Source organism: Streptomyces sp. CBMA152 (assembly GCF_014596475.1).
Classification (GTDB): Bacteria; Actinomycetota; Actinomycetes; order Streptomycetales; family Streptomycetaceae; genus Streptomyces.
The window spans coordinates 181,564-204,015 of sequence record NZ_MECJ01000011.1; the positions used below are offsets into that span (position 1 = coordinate 181,564).

24 protein-coding genes are annotated in these 22,452 nt (G+C 69.6%); 8 read left to right on the forward strand and 16 right to left on the reverse strand.

The features are described from left to right. Positions 1-3 precede the first annotated feature (3 nt). Entirely contained in the window at positions 4-1,170 is a 1,167-nt protein-coding gene (locus BG418_RS10565; protein WP_188273493.1) for a hypothetical protein, read from the reverse strand. Positions 1,171-1,519: 349 nt separating this feature from the next. On the opposite strand from BG418_RS10565, the gene BG418_RS10570 reads away from it, so the two are divergent. From BG418_RS10570 to BG418_RS10585, 4 genes are all read left to right on the forward strand, one after another. Continuing rightward, positions 1,520-2,644 carry an MFS transporter gene (locus tag BG418_RS10570; protein ID WP_188273730.1) on the forward strand — a complete coding sequence of 375 codons (1,125 nt, stop codon included), beginning with the start codon at positions 1,520-1,522 and terminating at the stop codon, positions 2,642-2,644. A 128-nt stretch (positions 2,645-2,772) separates the two neighbouring features. After that, positions 2,773-3,996, forward strand: a complete 1,224-nt coding sequence (locus tag BG418_RS10575; RefSeq protein WP_188273494.1) for a GNAT family N-acetyltransferase — start codon at positions 2,773-2,775, stop codon at positions 3,994-3,996. 110 nt (positions 3,997-4,106) lie between these two features. After that, the gene (locus tag BG418_RS10580) at positions 4,107-4,586 is read left to right on the forward strand and encodes a polyketide cyclase (RefSeq protein ID WP_317453599.1); all 480 of its coding nucleotides are present in this window, start codon (positions 4,107-4,109) and stop codon (positions 4,584-4,586) included. Positions 4,587-4,907: 321 nt separating this feature from the next. After that, complete coding sequence (locus BG418_RS10585; RefSeq protein ID WP_188273496.1) at positions 4,908-5,447, forward strand: hypothetical protein; 540 nt, start codon at positions 4,908-4,910, stop codon at positions 5,445-5,447. Positions 5,448-5,784: 337 nt separating this feature from the next. Here the strand turns inward: BG418_RS10585 and BG418_RS10590 are convergent, their stop codons facing one another. Then, positions 5,785-6,399, reverse strand: coding sequence for a dihydrofolate reductase family protein (locus tag BG418_RS10590; protein WP_188273497.1), 615 nt, complete (start codon positions 6,397-6,399; stop codon positions 5,785-5,787). 156 nt (positions 6,400-6,555) lie between these two features. Here BG418_RS10590 and BG418_RS10595 point away from each other — a divergent pair, with 156 nt between their 5' ends. After that, positions 6,556-7,359, forward strand: a complete 804-nt coding sequence (locus tag BG418_RS10595; RefSeq protein WP_188273498.1) for a methyltransferase domain-containing protein — start codon at positions 6,556-6,558, stop codon at positions 7,357-7,359. A gap of 132 nt (positions 7,360-7,491) precedes the next feature. Next, a complete protein-coding gene (locus tag BG418_RS10600; RefSeq protein WP_317453600.1) occupies positions 7,492-8,136 on the forward strand; it encodes a hypothetical protein in 645 nt (214 codons plus the stop codon). Between the two features lie 27 nt (positions 8,137-8,163). Here the strand turns inward: BG418_RS10600 and BG418_RS10605 are convergent, their stop codons facing one another. The 3 genes from BG418_RS10605 to BG418_RS10615 form a co-directional block, all read right to left on the reverse strand. After that, positions 8,164-8,889, reverse strand: a complete 726-nt coding sequence (locus BG418_RS10605; RefSeq protein ID WP_188273499.1) for a hypothetical protein — start codon at positions 8,887-8,889, stop codon at positions 8,164-8,166. Between the two features lie 535 nt (positions 8,890-9,424). Continuing rightward, on the reverse strand, positions 9,425-9,901 hold the full coding sequence (locus BG418_RS10610) for a hypothetical protein (RefSeq protein ID WP_188273500.1): 477 nt from the start codon (positions 9,899-9,901) through the stop codon (positions 9,425-9,427). An 89-nt stretch (positions 9,902-9,990) separates the two neighbouring features. Beyond that, a complete protein-coding gene (locus tag BG418_RS10615; protein WP_188273501.1) occupies positions 9,991-11,937 on the reverse strand; it encodes a hypothetical protein in 1,947 nt (648 codons plus the stop codon). 224 nt (positions 11,938-12,161) lie between these two features. Between BG418_RS10615 and leuE the strand changes: the two genes are divergently transcribed. Continuing rightward, positions 12,162-12,830: a leucine efflux protein LeuE gene (leuE, locus tag BG418_RS10620; protein ID WP_188273502.1), complete on the forward strand. Its 669-nt coding sequence runs from the start codon at positions 12,162-12,164 to the stop codon at positions 12,828-12,830. A gap of 12 nt (positions 12,831-12,842) precedes the next feature. Here the strand turns inward: leuE and BG418_RS10625 are convergent, their stop codons facing one another. The 6 genes from BG418_RS10625 to BG418_RS10650 form a co-directional block, all read right to left on the reverse strand. After that, positions 12,843-13,385, reverse strand: coding sequence for an RICIN domain-containing protein (locus BG418_RS10625; RefSeq protein WP_317453601.1), 543 nt, complete (start codon positions 13,383-13,385; stop codon positions 12,843-12,845). A 159-nt stretch (positions 13,386-13,544) separates the two neighbouring features. Next, the gene (locus tag BG418_RS10630) at positions 13,545-14,177 is read right to left on the reverse strand and encodes a histidine phosphatase family protein (RefSeq protein WP_188273503.1); all 633 of its coding nucleotides are present in this window, start codon (positions 14,175-14,177) and stop codon (positions 13,545-13,547) included. After that, positions 14,174-15,187, reverse strand: coding sequence for an enolase C-terminal domain-like protein (locus BG418_RS10635; protein ID WP_188273504.1), 1,014 nt, complete (start codon positions 15,185-15,187; stop codon positions 14,174-14,176). The genes BG418_RS10630 and BG418_RS10635 overlap by 4 nt, the downstream gene beginning before the upstream one ends. Positions 15,188-15,359: 172 nt before the next feature. Further along, positions 15,360-15,899 carry a hypothetical protein gene (locus tag BG418_RS10640; protein WP_188273505.1) on the reverse strand — a complete coding sequence of 180 codons (540 nt, stop codon included), beginning with the start codon at positions 15,897-15,899 and terminating at the stop codon, positions 15,360-15,362. A 132-nt stretch (positions 15,900-16,031) separates the two neighbouring features. Then, entirely contained in the window at positions 16,032-16,313 is a 282-nt protein-coding gene (locus tag BG418_RS10645; protein WP_188273506.1) for a hypothetical protein, read from the reverse strand. A 138-nt stretch (positions 16,314-16,451) separates the two neighbouring features. Further along, on the reverse strand, positions 16,452-17,054 hold the full coding sequence (locus BG418_RS10650; RefSeq protein WP_188273507.1) for a TetR/AcrR family transcriptional regulator: 603 nt from the start codon (positions 17,052-17,054) through the stop codon (positions 16,452-16,454). Between the two features lie 155 nt (positions 17,055-17,209). Between BG418_RS10650 and BG418_RS10655 the strand changes: the two genes are divergently transcribed. Next, positions 17,210-18,055 (forward strand): class I SAM-dependent methyltransferase, encoded by an 846-nt coding sequence (locus BG418_RS10655; RefSeq protein ID WP_188273508.1) that lies wholly within the window; start codon positions 17,210-17,212, stop codon positions 18,053-18,055. 21 nt (positions 18,056-18,076) lie between these two features. Here the strand turns inward: BG418_RS10655 and BG418_RS10660 are convergent, their stop codons facing one another. The 5 genes from BG418_RS10660 to BG418_RS10680 all read right to left on the reverse strand — a co-directional run bounded on the left by BG418_RS10660 (position 18,077) and on the right by BG418_RS10680 (position 22,352). Continuing rightward, positions 18,077-19,102 carry an aldo/keto reductase gene (locus tag BG418_RS10660; protein WP_188273509.1) on the reverse strand — a complete coding sequence of 342 codons (1,026 nt, stop codon included), beginning with the start codon at positions 19,100-19,102 and terminating at the stop codon, positions 18,077-18,079. An 8-nt stretch (positions 19,103-19,110) separates the two neighbouring features. After that, positions 19,111-19,575: a MerR family transcriptional regulator gene (locus BG418_RS10665; RefSeq protein WP_188273510.1), complete on the reverse strand. Its 465-nt coding sequence runs from the start codon at positions 19,573-19,575 to the stop codon at positions 19,111-19,113. Between the two features lie 61 nt (positions 19,576-19,636). Beyond that, the gene (locus BG418_RS10670) at positions 19,637-20,185 is read right to left on the reverse strand and encodes a hypothetical protein (protein WP_188273511.1); all 549 of its coding nucleotides are present in this window, start codon (positions 20,183-20,185) and stop codon (positions 19,637-19,639) included. After that, on the reverse strand, positions 20,182-21,657 hold the full coding sequence (locus BG418_RS10675) for a sensor histidine kinase (RefSeq protein ID WP_188273512.1): 1,476 nt from the start codon (positions 21,655-21,657) through the stop codon (positions 20,182-20,184). Before BG418_RS10675 ends, BG418_RS10670 begins: the two co-directional genes overlap by 4 nt. Further along, positions 21,654-22,352: a response regulator transcription factor gene (locus BG418_RS10680; RefSeq protein ID WP_188273513.1), complete on the reverse strand. Its 699-nt coding sequence runs from the start codon at positions 22,350-22,352 to the stop codon at positions 21,654-21,656. Before BG418_RS10680 ends, BG418_RS10675 begins: the two co-directional genes overlap by 4 nt. Positions 22,353-22,452 lie beyond the last annotated feature (100 nt).

Consider the following 22,452-nt stretch of genomic DNA (forward strand, 5'->3'; position numbering starts at 1 on the left):
TCCTCACAGAATGCGCGACCCCGGTCGGGGCCGGATCGGAACGTCTTCCACCACGTTCGGACGCCCGGCGCCCCGGGCACATGAGGCGCCGGTCCCGACCGTGTCCCGGCCGGATCCCGGCCGCCGGGGACGGGCCACCAGGCCGTCCGTCGCCCCGCCCAGGGCGGCCCGCAGGACGTCCTCGTCGACCGAGATGACGGTGTGACCGCCGGATACGTGGGGCTCTCCCAGGGCGTCGAGGAGCACCATGCCGACGGTGCCGTTCGCCGTGTGCCGCAGGGCCCTCAGCACGTCCTGCGCGGTGACGGGTGAAGGAAGGAGGCCGGGAGCACCCCAGCGCCCCAGCAGTTCCCGGTGCGCGGCCTCCCCCGCCGCGTCGAGCAGTCCCATCCGGCGGGCGCACCGGGCCGCCACCAGCAGGCCCTGGGCGACGGCGTCGCCGTACCGCAGGGCGCCGACCCCGAGCGTGCGCAGGGCGTCGGCCACCACATGCCCGTACCGGAACACCCCGGCCGGACCGTCCTCCAGCGGGTCGTAGCAGGTGAGAGCGGCACGGACATCGGCGCACAGGGCGATGAACGAGGCAAGCTCGCTCCGGTCGTACCTGTCGTCCGGGCGCAGCCGGGCGCTGACCTGGTCATACGCGGCCGGGCACACCGACAGCACATTCCTGACCAGCGCATACAGCCCGGGCCGCACGGCATTGGGCGCGAGCGTGTCCAGGAACTCCAGCTGCGCACGCACCAGAACCGGCACACGGCGCGGCCCGTCGGGGCCCACCAGCGAGAGTGCGGTGTCCAGTACGGCGGGCAGAGTGGTCGGCAGCAGAAGAGGGCCCCGGCGGGTGTGTGCGGCCGGGCGGGCGGCTGCCTCAAGGACGCTCGTACCGCCGAGAGCGACGATCACGGCGTCGGGAGAGATGTCGCCCGGACCGGACGCCCATGCCAGCTGGGTGGGTGCGGCCGCGCCGAGGTGGTGCAGGACGCGGTCGACATGCGCCGCCGGGACACCACGGTCGGACACGAGCAGGAAACGTTCCGCGTCCAACTGCCGGGCTGTGTCCGTCAGTTCGCACCACGAGGTGGCGCCGGCCCGTACCTGGAGGGGGAAACGGGCCGGACCGGAGCCGATGCTCCGGTCGAGGGCTACGGATGCGGAGGAGGCGCACATGAGGGGACTCGCAGACCGGGCGCTGCCCGAGGGGTGATCGATGCCCCTTCAGCGTCGGTGTGCCCGGGCCCCGTACACATGAGGCGGCGGCCCCGTCTGGGACCCATCGTCGGGTCCCGGATGCCGACGGTACGGGGGCGTGACAGCCGCACGCCGTCGGGTCTTCGCCCAGCCGGTGTGTCATGGCCATCGGCGGCGGGGCGTCACGTCCTCACTCGCGTGTTCCTGATAGGCAGACGCGGTGAGCAACCCCGTATCCGCGCGCCTAGCGGACGACGTCAGCCCTGGCCGGTACGACACCGGGCGCGGCCTCCCGTTCGCCCTGGCCGCCTACGCGTTCACCGTCGCCATGTGCGGCACGACGCTGCCCACTCCTCTCTACGCCTTGTACCAGCAGAAGTTGGGCTTCTCCTCGTTCATGGTGACCGTGATCTTCGCGGTGTACGCCGTCGGTGTCATCGTGGCGCTGCTCCTGCTGGGGCAGCTGTCGGACTCCGTGGGCAGACGGCCGGTTCTGCTGGCCGGGCTGGTGCTGTCGGCGATGAGCGCGGGGTGTTTCCTCTTCGAACGCGGGCTGCCGGAACTGTTCGCGGGCCGAGTGCTGTCGGGGCTGTCGGCCGGGCTGTTCACGGGGACGGCGACCGCCGCCGTGGTGGAACTCGCCCCTCGGCGGTGGGCCGCGTCCGCCACACTGGTCGCCACCGCCGCCAACATGGGCGGCCTGGGCAGCGGCCCGCTGCTCGCCGGTCTGATCGCGCAGTACGCGCCCGACCCGCTCCACCAGGTGTTCCTCCTGGATCTGGTACTCGTGGCGGCGGCCGTGATCGGTGTGCTGCTGATCCCGGAGACGGTACGGGACCGGCACGGCAGGCCGCGTGGCCCCCGGCGGCTGCGCGTACCGCCGTCGGTGCGCCCCGCCTTCGTACCGGCGGCCATGGCCGGATTCGCGGGGTTCGCGACACTGGGCCTGTTCACGTCGGTGGCACCGAGCTTCCTCAAAGAGGTGGTGGGGGTGGGCGATCCGGCGGTGTCCGGCACGGTGGTCTTCCTGGCCTTCGCGGCATCCACGGCCGGTCAGTTACTGATGGGGCGGGTCGGTGTGCACCGGGCGCTGCCGTGGGGATGCGTGGTCCTCGTGGTGGGCATGGCGCTGGTCGCCTCCGCGCTGCTCGCGGCCTCGCTGCCACTGCTGATCGCGGGGGCGCTCACGGCGGGCGCGGGGCAGGGGCTGTCGTTCCGGGCCGGGGTCACCACGGTGAGCCAGCGCAGCCCCGCCGAGCGACGGGCGGAGATCACCTCCGCGTTGTTCGTCGTCTTCTACGTGGCGATCTCGATTCCCGTGGTCGGAGTGGGCATCATGGCGGTCACGCTGGGGCTGCGACAGTCGGGGTTGATCTTCAGCGGATGCGTCGCACTGCTTGCGGCCACCACGGCGGCGCTGCTGTGGCTGCGACCGGTGGAGCCCAGCGCTTGAGGAGGACGAGCAGGTTCCTCCTTTGCCGCGACGCGGAGTAATTCGGTTGACCTGACCACGGGTCAACGCTGCACTGTGGCGGGGCACTACGCGGGGTGGTGCCGGTATCGCTGGAGGCAGCGGCAGCAATGGAGATACGTTCCACGACCGACCAGGACCTCGACGTCTTCGTCGACACACTCCATACCGCGTTCGGGCGCTTCCCGGAGACCCCGGCCGAGGACGGCGGCGGGGTCTTCTGGTCGGCGTTCGAAATGGACCGCAACCTGCTGGCCGTGACGGCGGACGGGCGGCCCGTCGGCACCGCTGGTGCGTACTCCTTCGAGCTCACCCTGCCCGGTGAGATCGTCGTCCCGACCTCCGGGGTCACCGGCGTCGGTGTCCTGCCCTCGCATCGACGCCAGGGCGTGCTCACCGCGATGATGCGGCATCAGCTCACCGAGTTGCGTGCCCGCGGGGAGTACCTCTCCGTACTGCTGGCCGCCGAGGCCGTGATCTACCGCAGGTTCGGCTACGGACCGGCGACCTACACGGCGCGGCTGACGGTGCCGCGCCACCAGGCGACCCTCGCCCTTCCCCGGGCGCGCGGAGCGGCCGACGCCCCGGCGACCGGCTCGATCGAGGTGCTGCGGCGTGCCGAGTGCGGCGAGATCCTGGAAGAGGTCTACGACCGCTACCGCCGCGCCCAGCCCGGCGCGCTGTCCCGGCCGCACCGCTGGTGGTCCTCGGGCGCGGGCCAGCCGCCGATCTCTCCGGCGCCGCGCTACATCGCCGTCCACCGTGACGCCGACGGCGTCCCGGACGGGTACGCCAGCTACTCGCTCGGCGAGTCCCAGACGTTGACCGTCGACGAGACCATCGCCACCGACGACGCCGTGTACGCGGCCCTGGCCCGGTTCCTGCTCGGCCACGACCTGGTCACCCAGGTCGTGTTCAAGCACGTCCCGACCGGGCACCCGCTGCGTTGGCAGTTCGAGGACTTCCGCGCCGGAGAGGTGAGCGGCGACACCGACTGGCTCTGGGTGCGGTTGCTCGACGTGCCGCGTGCGCTGACCGCGCGCGGCTATTTCCTGGACGGCGAGCTCGTCCTCGACGTCGACGACCCGTTCCTCGGCGAACACGGCCGCCACCTGCTGACCGTCAAGGACGGGAAGGCCGACTGCGTCCCGACGGACCGCGAGCCCGACCTGTCCCTGGACGTGAGCGACCTGGGCTCGATCTACCTCGGCGGCACCGCCCCGAGCACGCTCGTACGTGCCGGACACATCCGGGCCCACCGCCCGGGCGCGGCCGCCCTCGCCGACGCCCTCTTCGGCGCCGAGCGCTCCCCGCACTGCCTCCACTGGTTCTGACCGCGAGTTGGTCGTACGGACGCGGGTTCCGCCCGCACGACCGATGAGTTCCGCCTCGCCGCGTCGTCTGCACAGGGGGAACGTCCCCGACGACGAGGAGCGTGCACACCGTGGACCAGGAGAACGTGAGCGCCACCCTGACTTTCGCGGTGTCCGCCGCGCGGGTGTTCGCGGTGCTGGCGGACCCGACGACCCATGCGGCGATCGATGGCACCGGCTGGGTCCAGGAAGCCGCCGACACGGCGCCGCTGACCGAGGTGGGGCAGATCTTCCGGATGGACATGTACCACCCCAACCATCCCGACGGTGACTACCAGACGGTCAACAAGGTCCAGGTGCTCGACCCGCCGCGCACCATCGGCTGGCTGACCGGGCAGGACAAGGGCGACGGTGACCTGGAGTTCGGCGGCTGGGTCTGGCGTTACGATCTCGCGCCGCTCGGCCCGTCCGAGACCGAGGTCACGCTCACCTACGACTGGTCGGCGGTGCCGCAGTACATCCGGGACCGCGGCATCCCGTTCCCGCCCTTCGGCCCCGAGCATCTGACCAACTCGCTGCACCACCTGGCCGGGCTGGTCTCCGGCAGGTGACGCCGTCGACCTGACGCTGTAGAGGAGAGACCGGCAACCCTCAGATCTGGGGGTCCCCCGGTAGACGCCGACCGTGGTGTCGGCGGGTATCTCGCTCTCCCCGTACACCCCCGGCGACGCCTACGCCTCCACCGGCCCGCTGAACCACAACGGTTTGACGTCCGCCTCGCGCCGAACGCGGCTCGTGCACAGGATCCGGCCGACCGGCTGAGTCGGGAAGTGTCCCCGGTCGGCATCCCGGGCAGGCAACTTCTGGTCCCCGCCACGAGGCGGGCGGCATGGGGCAGTTCATCGTGTGGCAGCCGAAAGTGAGGCGGTCCCGTGTTGTACGCATTCGGCTTCGAGCGGGTCGGTGTCGTAGTCGGTGATCTCTACTTCGTCAATCCCGAACCCGAGCCAGGACAGGAGGGTCCCGAGCGGGGAGTCCGTATCGAGCTGCGGATGCTGGAGCCGGGCGAGTTGAAAGGGTCCATCTACTCCGCGCGGCCCATCATGATCGACCGTCCGCTGTGGCGGGGCGACCTGCTGGAGTCCGCGGACGGCCCCTTCGCGACCTTTGACCGGACGCACCATCACCCGAGGTTCCGCGCGTGGGAACCCGGCCTTCGGGTCTTCGTCGAGCAGCTCACCGCAGACCCCTTGGGCTGGGTGGCAGAGCGGCTCTGTGACCTGGACGGGCTGCTCAAGGAGGCGGGAGTGGCCCCGGACGAGGTGGGGCCGGCGGACTCGGTGGACCTGCGTCGTACGGTTCCGCAGATCATGGACGCCATCAACCTGCTCCTTGAGGGGATCCGCGACGGCCGCCTGGCCCAGCCACCGGGTGACGAGCCGGTCACCGAGGCCCGGCGGGGCTGGCTGTAGCTGACGCCGGGTCCGGGTGTCAGTCCACAGTGAGTGGGTGCCCGCCCGCCGCTGATGGGCGGGCAGGCACCCGCGGTGTACGCCGAGACGGGGGACCTCCGCGTAGACCGCCACCGGCGACCGGGCCAGGAGAAAGCCGCTTCGCCGGAGCATGGGGCTCCAACGAGCGTGGCAGCCACCGCCCACGGCACAACAGCACCCCCTCAGCCAACAACTCCCGGACCGTGGCCGACGGGCGACGGGTCCCGCCGATAGGCCCGGTGCCGCGCCCGCTCTCTCGCCGCGCGCGAACTACGGTCGGCACCGCCGACAGACTCCCGGCCGGACGTCTGCGTCGTCACTGCCCGGTTCGCGGCAGATGCTCCTTCGCGTCGTCGTACGCGCCGTCGCCGGCAGGCTCGGCCGGGGCATAGACCAGGTGCAGCACTCCGGTCTGGAACGCCTCGGAGGAGATCAGCCGCAGCGGGATCGGGCTCTCGCCCTCGTCGAACAGCCGCATACCCTTGCGTACCGCGAGAGGGTGCACCAGCAGATGCAGCTCGTCCAACAGCCCGGCGGCCAGCAGTTGGCGGACGACCGAGATCGAGCCGCTGAGGGAGATGTCTCCGCCCGACTCGTTCTTCAAGGCGGTGACGGCGTCGACGAGGTCACCCTCCAACTGCTCCGAGTTCCGCCAGGTGAACTCAAGCTTCCGGTTCGACGCGACGATCTTGCGGGCGCCGCCGAGCGTCTTGGCGAAACCGGCGTCCTCGCCGCCCGCCACCTCCCGCTCCGGCCACGCCCCCGCGAAGCTGTCGTAGGTCTTGCGACCGAACAGCACGGTGTCGGCCGCGCCGAGCATCGCGCCGACCGCCTCGCCCATCTCGTCGTTGAAATAAGGGAAGTGCCACTGGTCGGGGGCCTCCACCACCCCGTCGAGCGAGATGAACAGGCCGGCCGTGATCTTCCTCATGATGTCCCTCCCAGGCGACCGCGCGGTGCGGTCTGCCGCTAGTAAGACGGGGGGAGCGGGAGAAACTCATCGGTGTGCCAAGTGCCGCTCCGGGCGCCGCGCCTGATCACCCCATCCCGAGCACCCCGTCCTCAACCCCTCTGCCACACTCACCCCATGGCTGAGAACGACAGCGACCGCGGCTATCTGCTGGACAACCGACAGTCCGAGGCGGGTGTACGGTTCCGCGCCCTGGGCGAGTTGTTCGACCCGGTGACGTTCCGGCACGTCGACCGGCTCGGGATCGGTGCCGGTATGCGGTGCTGGGAGGTCGGGGCCGGCGGAACGTCCGTACCTCTCGGGCTAGCGGAGCGAGTGGGTCCGACCGGTACGGTGATCGCCACCGACATCGATGTGTCCTGGACGCGGGGTATCGCCGACGGGGTGATCGAGGTGCTGTCCCACGACGTGGCGGCCGATCCCCCGCCGCCCGGCGCCTTCGATCTTGTGCACGCCCGGCTGGTCCTGGTGCATGTCACCGACCGCGCCGAGGCACTGCGCCGGATGGTCCAGGCGCTGCGGCCCGGTGGGTGGCTGCTTCTGGAGGACGCCGACCCCATGTTGCTACCGCTGGTGTGCCCTGACGAGTCGGGTCCCGAACAGCGGCTCGCCAACCGGTTGCGGTCCGGCTTCCGTACGCTGATGGCCGCACGCGGCGCGGACCTCGCGTACGGGCGGACCCTGCCCAGGGTGCTCCGCGAAGCCGGTCTGGCCGATGTGCAGGCCGACGCGTACTTCCCCATCACCTCCCCGGCCTGCGCCGTGCTCGAAGACGCGACGGTGCGACAGGTCCGCCACCATCTGGTCGCGCAAGGCCTCGCGACCGACGAGGAGATCGACAGCCACTTGGCCAACGTCGCCGCCGGCCGACTCGACCTGGCCACCGCCCCGATGATCTCGGCGTGGGGCCGCCGCCCATAACCCTCCTTCCCGGCCGACTCGCGACACGTTCGATTACTGTGATCACTTCATCAGCAGGAGCGACCAGGGAGGGGCGTCGTGCGTACGGCACCGGTGGCTGTGACGAGGGCCGTTACAGGGGTTTTGGCGTGCGTGACGGCAGGTGCCGCCGTGGTCGGCTGCTCCGGGGGCGGTACGGGGAAGGGGCGCTCCGCCGAGGAGTTGCTCCGTGACGCGAACAGCACGATGGGCGCGCTCCGTTCGGTGACCATCGACTCCAAATCCACCGGTGGTACGTGGGGCACCACCTCCAGCCACCACACGACCGACCTCAAACACACCTGCGCGACCAAGACGACCTGGGCCTCGGGCGCCGTCTTCGAGCAGATCCGGATCGGCGACACGGATTACGCCCGCCCGAACGCCGCGTACCTCAAGGCGGCGGGTCACCCGATGACGGGTGCGCGGCAGCAGTCGCGGTGGGTGAAAACCCTCACCAGCGAGGCGACGCCCGGGGACGGACTCGTCGAGTGCACCCGGGAGTTCGCCTCCTTCGGCAAGGCGCGGCAGAGCGACCCGGTCGACGTCGACGGCACCCGCACGATCCCGCTCCAGGTGACGGACGATGCGGACAAGGGCGGAACGTACACCTTCTACGTCGCCGCCGAGGGCAAGCCGTACATCCTCAAGGTCCTCTACAAGGGCGCCAAGCTCCAGAGCACCACGTCGTTCAGCGCCTTCGACAAACCGCTGGACGTACGGGCTCTGGCGGCGACCGAAGTGGTCGACATGGGCTAGCTCGTCGTTCATCCCGACCGGCCCGGCTCACCTGCCAGGCAGCCCGGCCGCAAGATTCTTCTCGGCCAGGGCTTCGATACGCGCTGAGCGCACGGTCTGCGTGACCTTCGGCGGCTGCACTGTGACCGACTCGCCATACCCCTGAAACTGGAAGTCGACGGGTTGAGGCGCGACGGTCGGCATGTCCACGGTGAGCCTCCGCATGTAGGGCGTTCCGTCGGCCTTCACGTAGACGGTCACCGAGTTCCCCTGGCCGCCTTGCCGCAGCGGGACGAGGCGCTCGCCCTGCTCGGTGATTTCCGTGTCGCGGACGGCGCGCCGGCCGGGTGTGGCCATCTGGTCGGCGAGCTGACGCACGGCCGTCAGGGCGCACAGGTCGGCCATGCTTCGGTGAATTCTCCCCTTCGGGCTCAACTCCAGCCATTTACCGCTCAGTTCCTGCTTCAGCTGTACGCCCTCCGGGCTGACGGCGCCGATGTCCAGGAGGTCGTCACTCCAGTTCATCCAGGTGCGGCCGCCGCGCTCGACGGCGACGTGGAAAACCCTGTTCTGGGCCGTGACACGGCAGTTGTCGTCACGATCAACGGAGATGTCGACGCGGCCTCCCATGGCCACTGCGGAGTCGGCCGAGACTCGTACCGACGAAGCCGCCTTGAACAGTTGCAGGGACTGCGACAAAAGCTCACTGTCCGCACGCCGCCCGTTCTCGCCCGCGCTGCTCGCCCCGCCTTCGCAGGCAGTCAGCGTCAGCACCGCCCCTGCCGCGCCGAGTATCGCGAACCGCTTTGCCCTGCTTGTCACTAAAAACCCACTCTTTTTATCAAAATACGTGCGGTTGCAACTGTAGAGGGAGGGCGTTCGGCACAGTCCACGGGGTTCTGGCGGCGGCAGTCGCCCGCGGTGCACGGGGCGCCGTGGGCATGGGTGCGTCAGTACGCGCGCGGCGGGGTGATCAGCACGCCGTTCCGGCACCGCGTACGCGAACTCCAGGCTGCTCCGGCTCACCGTGCGCGGAACAGCGCTGCCCCGCCGTCACCGACTTCGGCCTGACCGTGGACTCCACCGGACAACACGCCTGGTGCGGCGAGCCGGACAACCTCCTCAACGCCGTCAGCCGCCCCACCACGCCCACGGTATGAGGGCTTGGCCGCCTGACCACAGCCGAGAGGCGCGCACGCATTGCTGTCTGGTGCCGTCCTGCCGGAGCGGCGCGCGGCGGCCACTCCCGCACGACGGCGGCTTCCTGGTCACCGCCACCCTCCCGACCGCCACACCCTGACCGACGGCGTCAGCGCGGCCACTTCTCCGGAGTGGAGGGTGTGTCCACCCGGCAGACAGCGGGCGTGCCCGGCCCTGGGGACTTCCCCTCGGCGACCACCCGGACCCCGTCGAGCAGGATGCGGCAGGAGACCACCCCGTCCGCAGCGGGAACCACCTCCACCCGCGCCTCCTTGCCGACGTTCACGAACACCTCGGTGCTCCAAGGGAGTTGTACGGGACCGGTGCTCTCCTGCGCGTACTGCGACTTGTAACGGTCGGGGTTGTGCCCGTACCGCACATCGGTGGCCCGGGGCCCGCCGCCGACCGCAGCTCCTTCGTACGTGAGGAACCAGGCGCTCCCCGCCGTGTGCCCCTTGATCCAGAACGCGATCTCCCGGGACCAGATCAGCCCGACGGCCACCAGGACGGCGAAGCCCAAGCCGATCACGACGAGCAGGACGCCGGCGCGGGAGGTGCGGTGGGGAGGGTGGGGTGCGTGTGCCATGGGGGAACCTCGATCATTCCCGGGAGGGGATTTGTCAGCATTTGCGTACTTTACGCTGACGCTGGTCGGTCGGTGGGCAGGGCCGGTGGTCAGCTACCGCCACCTGCCGCCAGTGCTTCGCGTGCGCGGGCTATGTCCGGGGCGAGGGACTTCGCGTCGGGTACCGGCGGGAGCATGTCGGCGTCGCGGAGTCGCTGGGTGAGCTTGTCCAGGTATTCCTGGCGGTCCTCGCGGGAGTGGCTGGGGCCGTGCAGGGCCGCCTGCCAGGACTCGTCCTTCCAGCGGTCGATGTCGACCTCCTGCTTGATGAACTCCTCGTTGTACTGCCTGGCGCGCTCCACCAGGGCGTCGCGGATCGCGGTGTCGAACCGCTGCCGGATCTGCTGCGGCAGCCCGTCGATCCGCCCCTCGGCGGCGCGCTCGGCGCTGCGCGTCAGCAGCCGCTTGGCCGAATCCGAGGCACCACCGCGCTGGATCTCGGCGATCTTCTCGGCGGTGTTGTGCAGCACCACCGCCTTCTCCGCCTCCAACTGCTGCCGCTCGGCCTGCGCGGCCGAGGCGACCAACTTCGGCAGGCCCTGCTTGCGGAAGTCCGCGAAGGTCTGCCCCCACGCCTCGTCACGCGCCTTCTGGAACACCGTGATCGAGGGAATCTGCGCCTCCTGCCACTTCGCGGTGAAATACCGGGCGCCGTGCAACGTCAGCCCGGCCGGCCACAACGGACTCACCAGCAGCGCGTCGGCCCCGAAACAGGCCGCGGTGTCATCGGCGTCGAACCGGCCGTGGTCGCCGTTGGCCGCGGCCTGCGTGCCACAGCCCACGAACGGGACGATCGCGGTGAGAGCGGCGGCCTTGTCCAGACTGGTGGTGTCCTCGGCGAAGGCGTCGTACACACCCTTCGCCCACAGCGCGCCTCCGGCCACGACCAGCGCTCCCTTGGCCGTCCCGGCGGCCGACTTCAGCCCCGCCCTCAGCTTGACCTTCGCCTCGGGCGACAGTCTCGTGTACTGCCGGATCCGGGCGTGGACATCGGCGGGCGACAAGGTCTTGCCGTCACGCGCGACCACCTTCAGCCCGTACTTGCCCGCCAGTTCCCCAAAAACCTTCTCGACTTGCCCCGCCTCCAGCTCTTCCAACGCCTGACCGCTCGGCTTCTCCTCCGTGGGCGCGGTGGTCCCGCACAGGTTCACGGAACGCTTGGCGCGGCCGCCGGAGCCGCTGGGAGAGCACGGCATACGGGCGGGGACGAAGCCGGGATGGTCCGCGTCGAAGGCGTCGTTGACCTGAAGGCTCTTGATTCGCTTCCCGTCCACCGTGAATTCGCCCCTGGCTATCACGGCCTCGGACCACGTGCCGATCTTTCCGCTCTCGTCCACCTCGGCCACGCGCTCATAGACCTGGGCCGAGTGAATGTTCTGCGGATCGATCTTCCGGAACGCCGCCCACTCCCGCTGGCCGAACTTCTGCCGTACGGAGGGCTTGTCCGCCACACCTTCCCGCTGTGCGGCGTCCTCGACGGAGACCATGTTTCCCTTGGTGGGCTTGATGATGTAGACGATGCCCCGGGAGACCGCGAACTTCCGCACCTTTCCGTCCGCGCCTTGCCGGAATTCATATCCGTAGGCGGCCGGCTGGTTTCCCGTTCCCAGGGCGAACTGCTTGGCGGTCGCCAGGTTCTCCGTGGTGGAGATGTACGGACTGATGTTGCGCTCGCCGCCCTGCAAGTGCCGCTCGATGGAGAAGTCCAGGGACTGGGCCTCATCGGCCAGCCGTGCGTGCATGCCTTCCTTGAAGGCCCGCTCGGGATTCGGCTCGGTATAGCGGTCGGACGACTCATAGGCCGGGTTCTTGGCCAGCGGCTCCTTCGGCCAGAGATTGGCCCCGCGATAGACGAAGTCCGGCAGAGTGCGCGATGCCACCATTTCTTGCATCGCGGGCGGTACGGGTTGGGCCTGGGCCACGGAGAGATCCGCGGCGACGACGACTGAACTCAGGAGCAGGACATGGGTGGTTGCAGCGGTCCAGCGAAGACGCATGACAAACCTTCCGGTCTTCCGGGCGATATCGGATGCCGGGATTTCATCACCCGGCGCCCATGCGCCACACGAGGCCGAAGTCCTCAAACGGAGGACCTACTCCCCGCAACCAACTCGGCCGCCACACCGTCCCCGCGCCGCTCCAGCCGCTACACCATGCGGCCCGGTGCCACATCGTGAAACACCCGGACCGACTGTCACACCGCTGTGCGACACTCGGCGGCATGCTGGGTGTAACCGATCTTCCGACATACCTCATGGGCCTGGTGCTGATCATTCTGGCGCCCGGGCCCAACTCGCTGTACGTGCTCTCCGTCGCGGCCCGGCGTGGAGTACGGACGGGGTATGTCGCGGCGGCGGGGGTATGGACCGGGGACACGGTGCTGATGACGCTCTCCGCGCTCGGGGCGGCGTCGCTGCTGCAGACGACGCCGCTGCTGTTCGCGGTGGTCAAGTACGCCGGTGCCGGGTATCTCTCCTGGATGGCGATCGGCATGCTGCGGCAGGCACTCGGCATGTGGCGTGCCCGCCATGCGTCACCCGGGGCTGATGCGGCCCCCGGCCCCGAGGGCGAGGCCACCGAGGTCGCCGTCGAGCGCCCGTACCGGCGTGCGCTGATGCTCAGCCTCTTCAACCCGAAGGCGATCCTGTTCCTGGTCTCGTTCTTCGTGCAGTTCGTGGACCCCGGGTACGCCTATCCGGCGCTGTCCTTCCTGGTGCTCGGCACACTGCTGCAAACAGCGAGCTTCCTGTACCTGTCCACGCTCATATTCAGCGGCACCCGCCTCTCCGCCGCCTTCCGCCGCCGCAAGCGGCTGTCGGCCGGAGCAACGTCGGCGGCGGGTGTGCTCTTCCTCGGCTTCGCCGCGAAGCTGTCGCTCAGCGGGGTGTGACGGGGGCGGCGGCTACTGCTGGTGCCACCGGTCGTACTGGTCGGAGGGATCGCAGGGCGTCGTCTGCAGAAGGGTGCCGTTGCGCACGCTCGGCGTGGACAGGCAGAGCCCGCTCGACGCGTTCTGCCATACGTCGTACCAGCCCGAGGGCGGCCCGTTGGGGTTGTCCGCGAAGAAGACGTTCCACTGCTGGGTGGGGTCGGCAGCGTTGCAGAACGCCATGACGACCGTTCCCGGCCCGGAGGCGGGCGCCGTGATGCAGCGTCCCGTGTGCTGGTTGGTGAAGGTGAACAGGCCGGTCTGGGTGTTGAACCCTTCGAGCCACTTCTGTTCGGAACCGCCGGTGCACGACCACATCTGGAGCTTCGCGGCGTTTTCGGTCGCGTTGTCGAGACAGTGGCTCGAATTCCAGACGTTGATCGGGCTGAAGCCGTCGGCGTGCGCGGGTGCACCGGTCATGGCGATGACCAGCACCGCGAACACGGCCGTGACGAGCGCGAGCAGGCTGCGTCGTCCGGATCTGGGTCTACTGCGGGTGTCTCGCTCGAAGATCACTGGCGTTTCCTTCCGGGTCAACGTGGTTTCCCAGGGGAAGGTGCTGCGGGCCCATGCGGTGTGGTCGGACACCTGGCGGGCGCAGGACGCACGCTACTCGGGACCGGAGATCCTAGAAAGCGCGAATGCGTACGTCCGCTCCACCGGGCAGCCCTGGGCTCACCAGATCAGGCCGGTGTCCAGACCCGCATGGGTCTGGTGGTGCGACGGCTCGCCGTCAGCGGTGAGCGTGAAGCGGTCGACCTGCAGGTTGCGGACGTGGCAGGCGAGCGTGTCCATCGTGGTTCGCCGGAACAGCACCCCGTGTACCTGCTGAAGGAAACTTCCATGGGACACCACCAGGACTGACCGCGCCGGGAGGGCGAGGACCGCGTGCCGGAAGTACCGGGCGCGCTCGCGGAGTTGAGTAAGTGTCTCGCCTCCGGGCGGGTCAACCGAGTGCCGTACTCCGCCTGCGTCGACGTACGTGATCCGGGTCGCAAAAGCAGCGACTTGCTCCCTGTCCAGACCTTGCAGCACGCCATAGTCGCGCTCGTGACAGCGCGCGTCGATCGCGATGTCGCGTTCCGGCAGGCCCGTGAGAAGAGTCGCGGTATGGATGGCGCGGCGGGCGGGAGAGGACAGGACGACGTCCGCGGACAGTACGCCATGGGCTGTGACGAACCGACGTACGGCGTCGTGCCCTTCGGCGGACAGCGGTTCATCCAGGCGCCCCGTGATGACACCGGCGGTGTTGTGGGCGGTCAGCGAGTGCCGCACGGTGGTGAGCGACCGCACTCCGCCTGCGGTCACAACACCCGTCCACGTAACAGCTCGTTGGTCCGCATCACCGAGCTGAAGTCCTGGTACGGGCCGACCTTGAGGTAGTCCAGATCCCATGCCGCCGCGACATGGCTGATCAAGGGGCTTCCCGTCTCCACGGAGCGGGCCGAGGCGATGAGCGGCAGACCGAGCTCGCGGGCCAGAGAGGCGAACCGGTGCGCCCCGGTCAGGCTGCCGATCTGATCGGGCTTCAGCAACACCCCGTCCACATGTGTCGCTTTGGCCGCCAGCTGTGCGGGGCTGGTGGACGTGAAGTTGTCGCTCAGCAGACCGCAGCGGGAAGGGCGGACGGCGTGGAACGCTGCCCAGCCGTCGATGTCGGTCTCGGCGAGGGGGTCTTCCAGCAGCACGATGTCGAACCGGGCGACCAAGTCGAGCCAGTGGCCGATGAGTTCGTCCCGGTCCAACCGTGCGCCGCTGACCGGCAGCGCGTACTTGTCGCTGTCGAGCCAGTCGCCGGCACTAGCGTCGATCATGATGCCGAAGGTCTCGGCGAGCCCGGCGCGCTCCAGCAGTGTGGTCACCAGCGACAGTGCGGCCTCGTTGGGATCGAGCCCGAGATCGTGCACCGGGTTGCCGCCGACTTCGCGCAGCGGGAAGCCGGTCAGCGCGGCACGGGCGTCGGCGAGCAGGCGGCGGTAGCCGTCGATCGCGGCCACCGGATCGTCGTGCCGGGGAACAAGTAGGAACTCGGTGAAGTCGCTGGTCACGGGGAGGCTGTAGGCGTGAAGACCGCCGTTCAGCAGGTTGAGGAGCAGCTTCGGAGGCCGTCGCGTTCCGGTGGTGACGTTACGGAATCGGGCCTCGAAGAAGGCGGCCGAGAGTGCGTAACAGGCCGTACGGCCCCAGTGGGAACGGTGGTGGTCGAGGACCTCGTCGAAGGAGACCTGACCGAACGCCCCGCCGCTCAACACCCGTTGAGCCTCCGCCACCACACGCTGCGCCTCGCCAGGACTCCCGACCGCACCGGTCTCGTACATACTCGGTGTATCGGCCCGGGGAGCAGCGCCCTGCCCAGTTCGCCCATCGGCGAGGCGGACCGTGAACTCAGGTATCCACTCCAGATGGGTATTCAGAATCATCCGGCAGCCCACACCGGTCACGACGGTTTCCTCGTCCGGAAACGGTGGCACGAGCACGCCGAATCCTCCGCTACAGCCAGCTGATACGGGCACGGTCGAGTCGCTCCCAGTCCGCAGGACGGGCCTGTTTCCCGCTCGCCGCGGTATCGATGAGCCGCTGTACGACGGTCATGATCTCGGGGGTCGCGTCGCACAGGTCGCCCGCGTCGTGCGGGCCGATCTCGTCCACTGCCACGCCCGCCTCGGCCAGCAGGTCCTCGGGGTGGGACAGCTTGCCGGTCAGCCAGCCCACGGGGTCGGCGGTCAGTTCGTCGGTGAAGACGTCGTCGACGGGGCCCCAGCCGTTGAACCGTGGATGGTAGTGCGCACGGTCCAGGCTGCCGGGCGGGCTGGACACGGACTCCAGCAGGTCCGCCCTCCACAGTGGCCGGTGCACCGCGATGGGCGCCGCCCGGTACAACGACCCGCCCCAGTCCCCCGGTTCGAAGAATCGCACCTCGACCCGCACACCGCGCTCCGGCCCCTCCCGTCCTGGCGGCAACGAGGGATCCATCAGATACAGATCGCTCACCGCCACACCGATCCGCTCGAAACCAAACGCGTACAGCACGAGACCTCCGGTGCGGGAGCACGGTGGGCGGGACTGTCCGGGACGGCTACACGGCTACCCACGGCACGACGCCACGAAGCGGGACGGTCACGTCGGCAGTGCTTTCCGGACAGGCCCGGACCACACCCCGGCTCAGAAGACGAAGTAGCTCGTCCCGAACGTGTTCGCCGACTGTCCGGGGTCCACCTCTGCCGTCACCGGACCCTGACAGTTCGGCCCTGCGTGCACCATAACCAGCGAGTTGGTGTAGTTCCGGAGGGAAACCGGCGACGATGTCGCGTAGCAGCCCCGCTGCGGGTTCTGGTGCGGCACACCGTTCACCACCAGGAATCCCGTCGCTGCCTGAGCGGGAACAGCGAGCGCAAGCACACCGGCAGCAGCGAGCATGCCGACCCCCGCGATACGACGACGCATGACTGTCCTCCCAACCGGGGAAGCACAGCCGGAAGCGGCCACTCCCCCACAGACCATGACTGACCCTCACATCCTGCTCTTGCCAGGACGGACACCGCCATCCCTAGAACAGGGGGTAGTACCCGGGGAGTTTCCAAGCTAGTCGTCCCGCTGAGGGGCGGCACCGACGAGCAGCGCGACCAGGCGCACCGCCTGCTCACTGGCATCAGGCGCGTCTGTCCAGCTGGCCATCAGGAGGTGGTGGACGGTTCCGACGAGCGCGAGGGCGATCGAGGGGGTGTCGGTGGCGGCCGGAAGGCGTCCGAGGTGCCGCTCGGCGTCCAGGTAGGCGGTGATCGCGTCCTGGATCGCGGTGAAGCCCGGTGCGCCGGCCTCCAGGGCCCCGCGAATCCGGAAGGAGGCGGCGGGGCGGGTCATGGCCAGGCCGATGACCGCGGGGTCCAGGGAATTCAGGAGTGCCAGCGCGACCGTGGTGAGGTTGTCGGCCACGGTGGCCTGACCCGCTCGGTCAGGAAGCCCGTCGGCCTGTCGTGCGGTACGCGCGAACCGGTCGAGGACCAGCTCAGCGACGAACTCGTCCAGGCCGTCGAAATGCGTGTGCAGCAATCCCTTGGCACACCCCGCCTCGCCAGTGATCGCCCTACTGGTCAGCGCGGCCGGACCTTCACGGGCCAGGACCCGCTCCGCGGCATCGAAGAGCCGCTCGCGAACATCGGGGATCGCTACTCCACGCGGTGACATCGGCCTCGCCTCTCCTGGTATGGCTCATACGGGTGTTACGGCGTCGCGGCCCGCTCCGGCGCACAGGGGATTGCCAGTATGGGCGCGCGCCCATACTGTTTGGGCACACGCCCATACTAGTTCCGGCACGCACCGCATCCACCAGGAGGCCTCGCATGCAACACATCGTCAACACCGACCAGGCACAGGCGTGGAACGGTTACGAGGGCGAGCACTGGGCCCAGAACCAGGACCGCTGGGACGCCGTCAACGCCGGGTTCAACGAGCCCCTGCTCGACGCCGCCGCGATCCAGGAGCGCGACCGCGTCCTGGACATCGGCTGCGGAAACGGGTGCACGACCCGACTGGCCGCCCGCCGGGCCCCCGACGGCCGGGTCCTGGGTCTGGACCTCTCGGCACCGATGCTGGCGCGCGCACGCGAGAGCGCGCAGCGCGAGCAGATCCCCAACGTGGCCTTCGAGGAGGGAGACGCCCAGGTCCACGACTTCGAGCCGGGCGCGTTCGACGTCACGATCAGCCGCTTCGGGGTGATGTTCTTCGCCGACCCCTTCGCCGCGTTCAGCAACATCCGGCGCGCCTTGCGCCCCGGTGGCCGTCTGGCGTTCATCTGCGCGGCCGGGGCCGAGGACAACGAGTGGCTTCAGGCCGTCGCGGCACTGCGCGACATCCTGCCCGTCGGAGAGTTCGGCACACCGGGAAGCCCCGGAATGTTCTCGCTGGCGGACCCGGACCGCACCGGCCAAATCCTGTCCGCCGCCGGGTTCGAGCACATCGATGCCGTGCGCGTCGAGGCGTACGGGACGTGGGGGCGCAACGCCGCCGACGCGGCCTCCTTCCTGCTGACCTCCGGCCCCGGACGCCACCTGACCAGCCAGGTCGCACCAGAGGTCCAGGACCGGGCCCACCGGACGCTCGCCGACATCCTCAGCACCCACGAGGAGAACGGCGCACTGCGACTGCGCGCCCCCGCCTGGCTGATCACTGCCAACTGCCCCAAGTAGGCGGCACTTTCACAGCCGGGACTAGCCCTCCCGCGCCGCCGAGGTGAGCGACATGTCCGCGTAACGATCGCCCGCGACCCGGCCCGCAATCGGCTCCAGGAGTGCCAGCTCCTCGGGGGTCAGCGTGATCCGGGTGGCCGCGGCGTTCTCAAGGAGGCGAGTGCGCTTGCGGGTGCCGGGGATCGGTACGACGGTCAGGCCGTGCACCTGGGCCCGGTGCTGCACCCAGGCCAGGGCGATCTGCGCCGTGGTGGCGCCGTGATCGGCTGCGATCTTGTGCAGAGGCGCAAGCAGAGCCGCGTTCGCCCGTGCGTTGTCGCCGGTGAAGCGCGGCAGCAACTGCCGGAAGTCGCTGCTGGAGAGCTCCGTGCTCGCGTCGGTGAACGCGCCGGTCAGAAAGCCCCTGCCGAGCGGCGAGTACGGCACGAAGGCGACACCGAGTTCGGCGGCGGCGCCCACCGCGCTGCGCTCGACGTCCCGGCTGAAGAGCGACCACTCCGTCTGCAGCGCGGTGATCGGATGCACGGCGTGCGCCTCGCGCAACTCGGCGCCCGTGACCTCGCTCAGACCGAGGTGCTTGACCTTGCCCTCCCGTACGAGTTCGGCCATGGCACCGACCGACTCGGCGAGCGGGACGGCGGGGTCGCGGCGGTGCATGTAGTAGAGGTCGATGACCTCCACGCCCAAGCGGCGCAGGCTCGCTTCTACTGCCTTCTTGATGTACGCGGGATCGTTGCGGATGGCCCGGTAGCTCGGGTCGTCCGCGCGGTACTCGATGCCGAACTTGGTCGCCAGAGTGATCTCGTCCCGGTGCGCGGCGACGAACGGTGCGAGGAACTCCTCGTTGGCGCCCACGCCGTACATGTCGGCGGTGTCGATCAGGGTGACGCCCGCCTCGACGGTCGCCTCCAGGGTGTCGCGGGCCGTCGCGGTGTCCGTCTCCCCGTAGGCGGCGCTGATGCCCATGGCACCGAAGCCCTGGACCCCGACGAGGGGGCCGCCGGTGCCCAGTTCGACCTTGCGGATCTGCTCGATGGTGTTGCTCATGATGGCGCTCAGGCCCTTTCCGGCGCCTGGTGGGCGCCCGTATAAAAGTCGATCTTGGCGTCGAGTACGACGAGGGTGTCCGTCAGCTCCGCGACCCGCACGAGGACATCTCGCCGGGTCTGTTCGAGGATCTGCCGCCGCTCGTCGTAGGTGTCCTCGCCCTGGCGGACCAGCTCCGCGAAGTGCACCATGTCGGCGACCGGCATACCCGTCAGCCGCAGTCTGCGGACGAAGGAGAGCCAGTCCAGGTCCCGGTTGCTGTAGACGCGTTGGCCGGTGTGCGACCGCTCCACGTCCGGCATCAGACCTATCTCCTCGTACCAGCGCAGCGTGGGCGCGCTGAGCCCGGTGTACGCCGCGACCTCGCGGATCGTGTAGCGGTCCTGGCCGTCGGGGCGCGGATGGTCCGACCCCGCGACCACACAGGCGTCCACGGGCGGGGACTTCACGGGGGTGCTGTCGATCGCCGTCATGTCGGCAACGTTAGAACCTTCAAGCGCACTTGAAGCAAGCCCCGCCCATGAAACCCGCACGTCATCCCTTGCTCGCCGCAGGTTCCGGCACCGGAACCACATTCCCCGCCGCGTTGCAGCGGACGGTCCAGATCGTGTCGATCCCCTTCTCGTGGACCCGTACGTCCACATCAGGCGGTTGTCTGCCACCGGGCACCTGGGCGTTGGCGGCGGTGCAGATGATCTGGGTGAGGCCCAGACCGCCGCCGCTCATCTTCGCGACCGGCACCGGAAGGTAGAGATCCACCGCCCCTTCTCCGGCCTTCGCCACCAACTGCCCGTACATCGGCGGCACTTCGGTGATGAGACCACGAGCGCGTTCGGCGTCGTCGGGGCCTTCGAGGAGCAGATCGAGCGCCTGTTGGGGACCGACGGGAGTCGTGGCGTGGCGTGCGACCGCCTGGACGCCGTACGGGCTGACGAAGTAGACCTGCGCCTGGTACGACACGCTCCCCGGCTGCCGCAGACCCGACGCAGGCGCACCGGCCGGGACCGGGCCGGTGGGACTGATGCCGCAGCCCGCCAGACAGGCCGCGAACAACACAGCGGTGAGGCAGGTACGACGCCTCATGATGGCCCCTCCTGTGAGTCCCCCTGCGCGGGGCGGGACGGCAGCGTGACCGTGAACACCGCTCCCCCGCCCGGCAGGTTGGCGGCGGTCAGGGTGCCGTGGTGCAGACGCACGTTCTCCCGCGCGATGGCGAGCCCGAGGCCGCTGCCCTCGGAGCGGGCACGGGCAGTGTCCGCCTTGTAGAAGCGGTCGAAGACGTGCGGCAGGACGTCGTCGGGGATGCCGGGGCCGCGGTCGGCCACCTCGATGACCAGGGTCGCCCCGGTGGCGGACGCCCGGACGGTGACGGGTGCGGCGCCGTGCCGCAGCGCGTTGGCGATCAGGTTGGCCAGGACGACGTCGATCCGGCGCGCGTCGATCCGTATACGTACGTCCTGTGCCGGAAGCTCGGTGGTCACCTCTTCCGGCTCCCGCCAGCCGCGCAGGTCGAGCGTCTTGTGCACGAGCGTACGCAGGCTCACATCGTCCAGATGCAGGGCCGCGGCGCCCGCGTCGAAGCGTGAGATCTCCATCAAGTCCTCGACCATACGGGCGAGTTTGCGGGTCTCGTCGCTGATGAGCTGGACGGCGTCGGCGGTGTCCGGGGGCAGGTCGCCGGAGCGGGCGTCCTCGTCGAGGACGTCGGTGACGGCCGCCATCGCGGCGAGCGGGGTGCGCAGTTCGTGCGAGACGTCGGCGGCGAACCGGCGGGCGTTGGCCTCCATGCGCCGCAGTTCCGCGTCGTCCCGCTCCAGCGCGCTCGCCATGGTGTTGAAGGTGCCGGTCAGTTCGGCGAGTTCATCGCCGCCGGTGACGTCCAACCGTGTGTCGAGGGCGCCCGAGGTGATCTTCTCGGCGGCCGTACGCAACTGTCGTACGGGACGCAGCACCCGGCGGGCGGCGAGCAGCGCGGGAACGACCGCGAGGGCGAGCGCCGGACCTGCTCCCGCCCAGGCGGCGGTGACCAGGGCGGAGATGTCGGCCCGCTCGGCGCGCAGGGAGAGCACGGCGTAGACGACAAGGCCGGACGCCCTCCCCGTTCCCTTGGCTCCCGTGCTCTGGTTGTCGTAGGCGATGGGCATGCCGATGAGCAGCTGGGGGCCCTCGGCCGCCCGGCCGACGCGCTCGTAGAACGTGGCGCGGCTGTCGTGAACCGCTTCGCGCAAGGAGTCGCCGACGGGGCCCGCGGTGCCGATGAGAGGCCCGCCTGCACGGGAGACGGCGGTGTGCCAGCCGCGTGCGCCTCCGGCGCGGTCCAGTTGGAGCGAGAAGTTGCGCAGGTCCGTGTCCGTGGGGTCGGTGGGCAGGTTCGGGGCGAGCGAGTCGATCTGGAGTCGCAGGTCGTGGACGACCGTGTTCTGGGTGCGGTCCAGGATCCCGTTGCGGGCCTGCCGGAAGGTGAGGGCGGCGGTGATCAGCGCGCTGAGCGCGGAGACGACGAGGAACGCGACGATCAGGCGCGTCCGCAGACTGCGGGGAACCGCGAGCTTCATACGGGTACCGGGCCGAAGCGGTAGCCGAACCCCCGCACGGTCTGCACGTACACCGGGTGGCGCGGGTCCTCCTCGATCTTGGCGCGCAACCGCATCACACAGGCGTCGACCAGGCGGGCGTCCCCGTAGTAGCTGTGCTCCCAGACGTCCTCCAGGAGCTGTCGGCGGCTGAAGGTCTGCTGCGGGGCGGCGCTGAGGAAGAGCAGCAGTTTCAGTTCGGAGGGTGCGAGCGGGACATCCTTGCCGTGCTTGCGTACGAGCAGTGCGCCCCGGTCGATCTCCAGGTCGCCCACCACGGTGGGTCCCGCCGGGACGTCCGCGTCGGTCTGGGACGGGGCGACACGGCGCAGGACCGCGCGCATGCGTGCCTCGATGAGCGCACCGCTGGCGGGTTTGACCACGTAGTCGTCGGCGCCGGCCTCAAGGCCGATCACCATGTCCATGTCGTCGCCACGCGCGGACAGGATCACGATGGGGAGCTGGCTGGTCTCGCGGATACGGCGGCACACCTCCAGACCGCTCATGCCGGGCAGCATCAGATCGAGGAGTACGAGGTCCGGCCCGAAGGCGGCCAGCGCCTCCAGACCGTCCTCGCCGGTGCCGACCGCCTCGGTCTCGTGCCCGTGGCGGCGCAGGCCCAGGACGACACCTCGGCGCACGGCCGGATCGTCCTCGATCAGTAGGACGCGCGTCATGAACGGGGTCCCTTTCGCAGCATTTCGCAGGGTGCATTCGGAGTACTTCGCCGAATTGGGTATTTCTATGGAATAGCCTGCGGCTTTCGTTCGCAGGCCG

What these genes read in the sequence shown, in the direction of transcription:
- BG418_RS10610 (WP_188273500.1), bottom strand. Translation starts at nt 9,901, where the DNA reads ATGGCACACGCACCCCACCCTCCCCACCGCACCTCCCGCGCCGGCGTC.
- BG418_RS10635 (WP_188273504.1), bottom strand. Translation starts at nt 15,187, where the DNA reads ATGTACGAGACCGGTGCGGTCGGGAGTCCTGGCGAGGCGCAGCGTGTG.
- BG418_RS10565 (WP_188273493.1), bottom strand. Translation starts at nt 1,170, where the DNA reads ATGTGCGCCTCCTCCGCATCCGTAGCCCTCGACCGGAGCATCGGCTCC.
- BG418_RS10570 (WP_188273730.1), top strand. Translation starts at nt 1,520, where the DNA reads ATGTGCGGCACGACGCTGCCCACTCCTCTCTACGCCTTGTACCAGCAG.
- BG418_RS10670 (WP_188273511.1), bottom strand. Translation starts at nt 20,185, where the DNA reads ATGAGGCGTCGTACCTGCCTCACCGCTGTGTTGTTCGCGGCCTGTCTG.
- BG418_RS10680 (WP_188273513.1), bottom strand. Translation starts at nt 22,352, where the DNA reads ATGACGCGCGTCCTACTGATCGAGGACGATCCGGCCGTGCGCCGAGGT.
- BG418_RS10645 (WP_188273506.1), bottom strand. Translation starts at nt 16,313, where the DNA reads ATGCGTCGTCGTATCGCGGGGGTCGGCATGCTCGCTGCTGCCGGTGTG.
- BG418_RS10590 (WP_188273497.1), bottom strand. Translation starts at nt 6,399, where the DNA reads ATGAGGAAGATCACGGCCGGCCTGTTCATCTCGCTCGACGGGGTGGTG.
- BG418_RS10575 (WP_188273494.1), top strand. Translation starts at nt 2,773, where the DNA reads ATGGAGATACGTTCCACGACCGACCAGGACCTCGACGTCTTCGTCGAC.
- BG418_RS10665 (WP_188273510.1), bottom strand. Translation starts at nt 19,575, where the DNA reads ATGACGGCGATCGACAGCACCCCCGTGAAGTCCCCGCCCGTGGACGCC.
- BG418_RS10615 (WP_188273501.1), bottom strand. Translation starts at nt 11,937, where the DNA reads ATGCGTCTTCGCTGGACCGCTGCAACCACCCATGTCCTGCTCCTGAGT.
- BG418_RS10650 (WP_188273507.1), bottom strand. Translation starts at nt 17,054, where the DNA reads ATGTCACCGCGTGGAGTAGCGATCCCCGATGTTCGCGAGCGGCTCTTC.
- BG418_RS10655 (WP_188273508.1), top strand. Translation starts at nt 17,210, where the DNA reads ATGCAACACATCGTCAACACCGACCAGGCACAGGCGTGGAACGGTTAC.
- BG418_RS10660 (WP_188273509.1), bottom strand. Translation starts at nt 19,102, where the DNA reads ATGAGCAACACCATCGAGCAGATCCGCAAGGTCGAACTGGGCACCGGC.
- leuE (WP_188273502.1), top strand. Translation starts at nt 12,162, where the DNA reads ATGCTGGGTGTAACCGATCTTCCGACATACCTCATGGGCCTGGTGCTG.
- BG418_RS10595 (WP_188273498.1), top strand. Translation starts at nt 6,556, where the DNA reads ATGGCTGAGAACGACAGCGACCGCGGCTATCTGCTGGACAACCGACAG.
- BG418_RS10675 (WP_188273512.1), bottom strand. Translation starts at nt 21,657, where the DNA reads ATGAAGCTCGCGGTTCCCCGCAGTCTGCGGACGCGCCTGATCGTCGCG.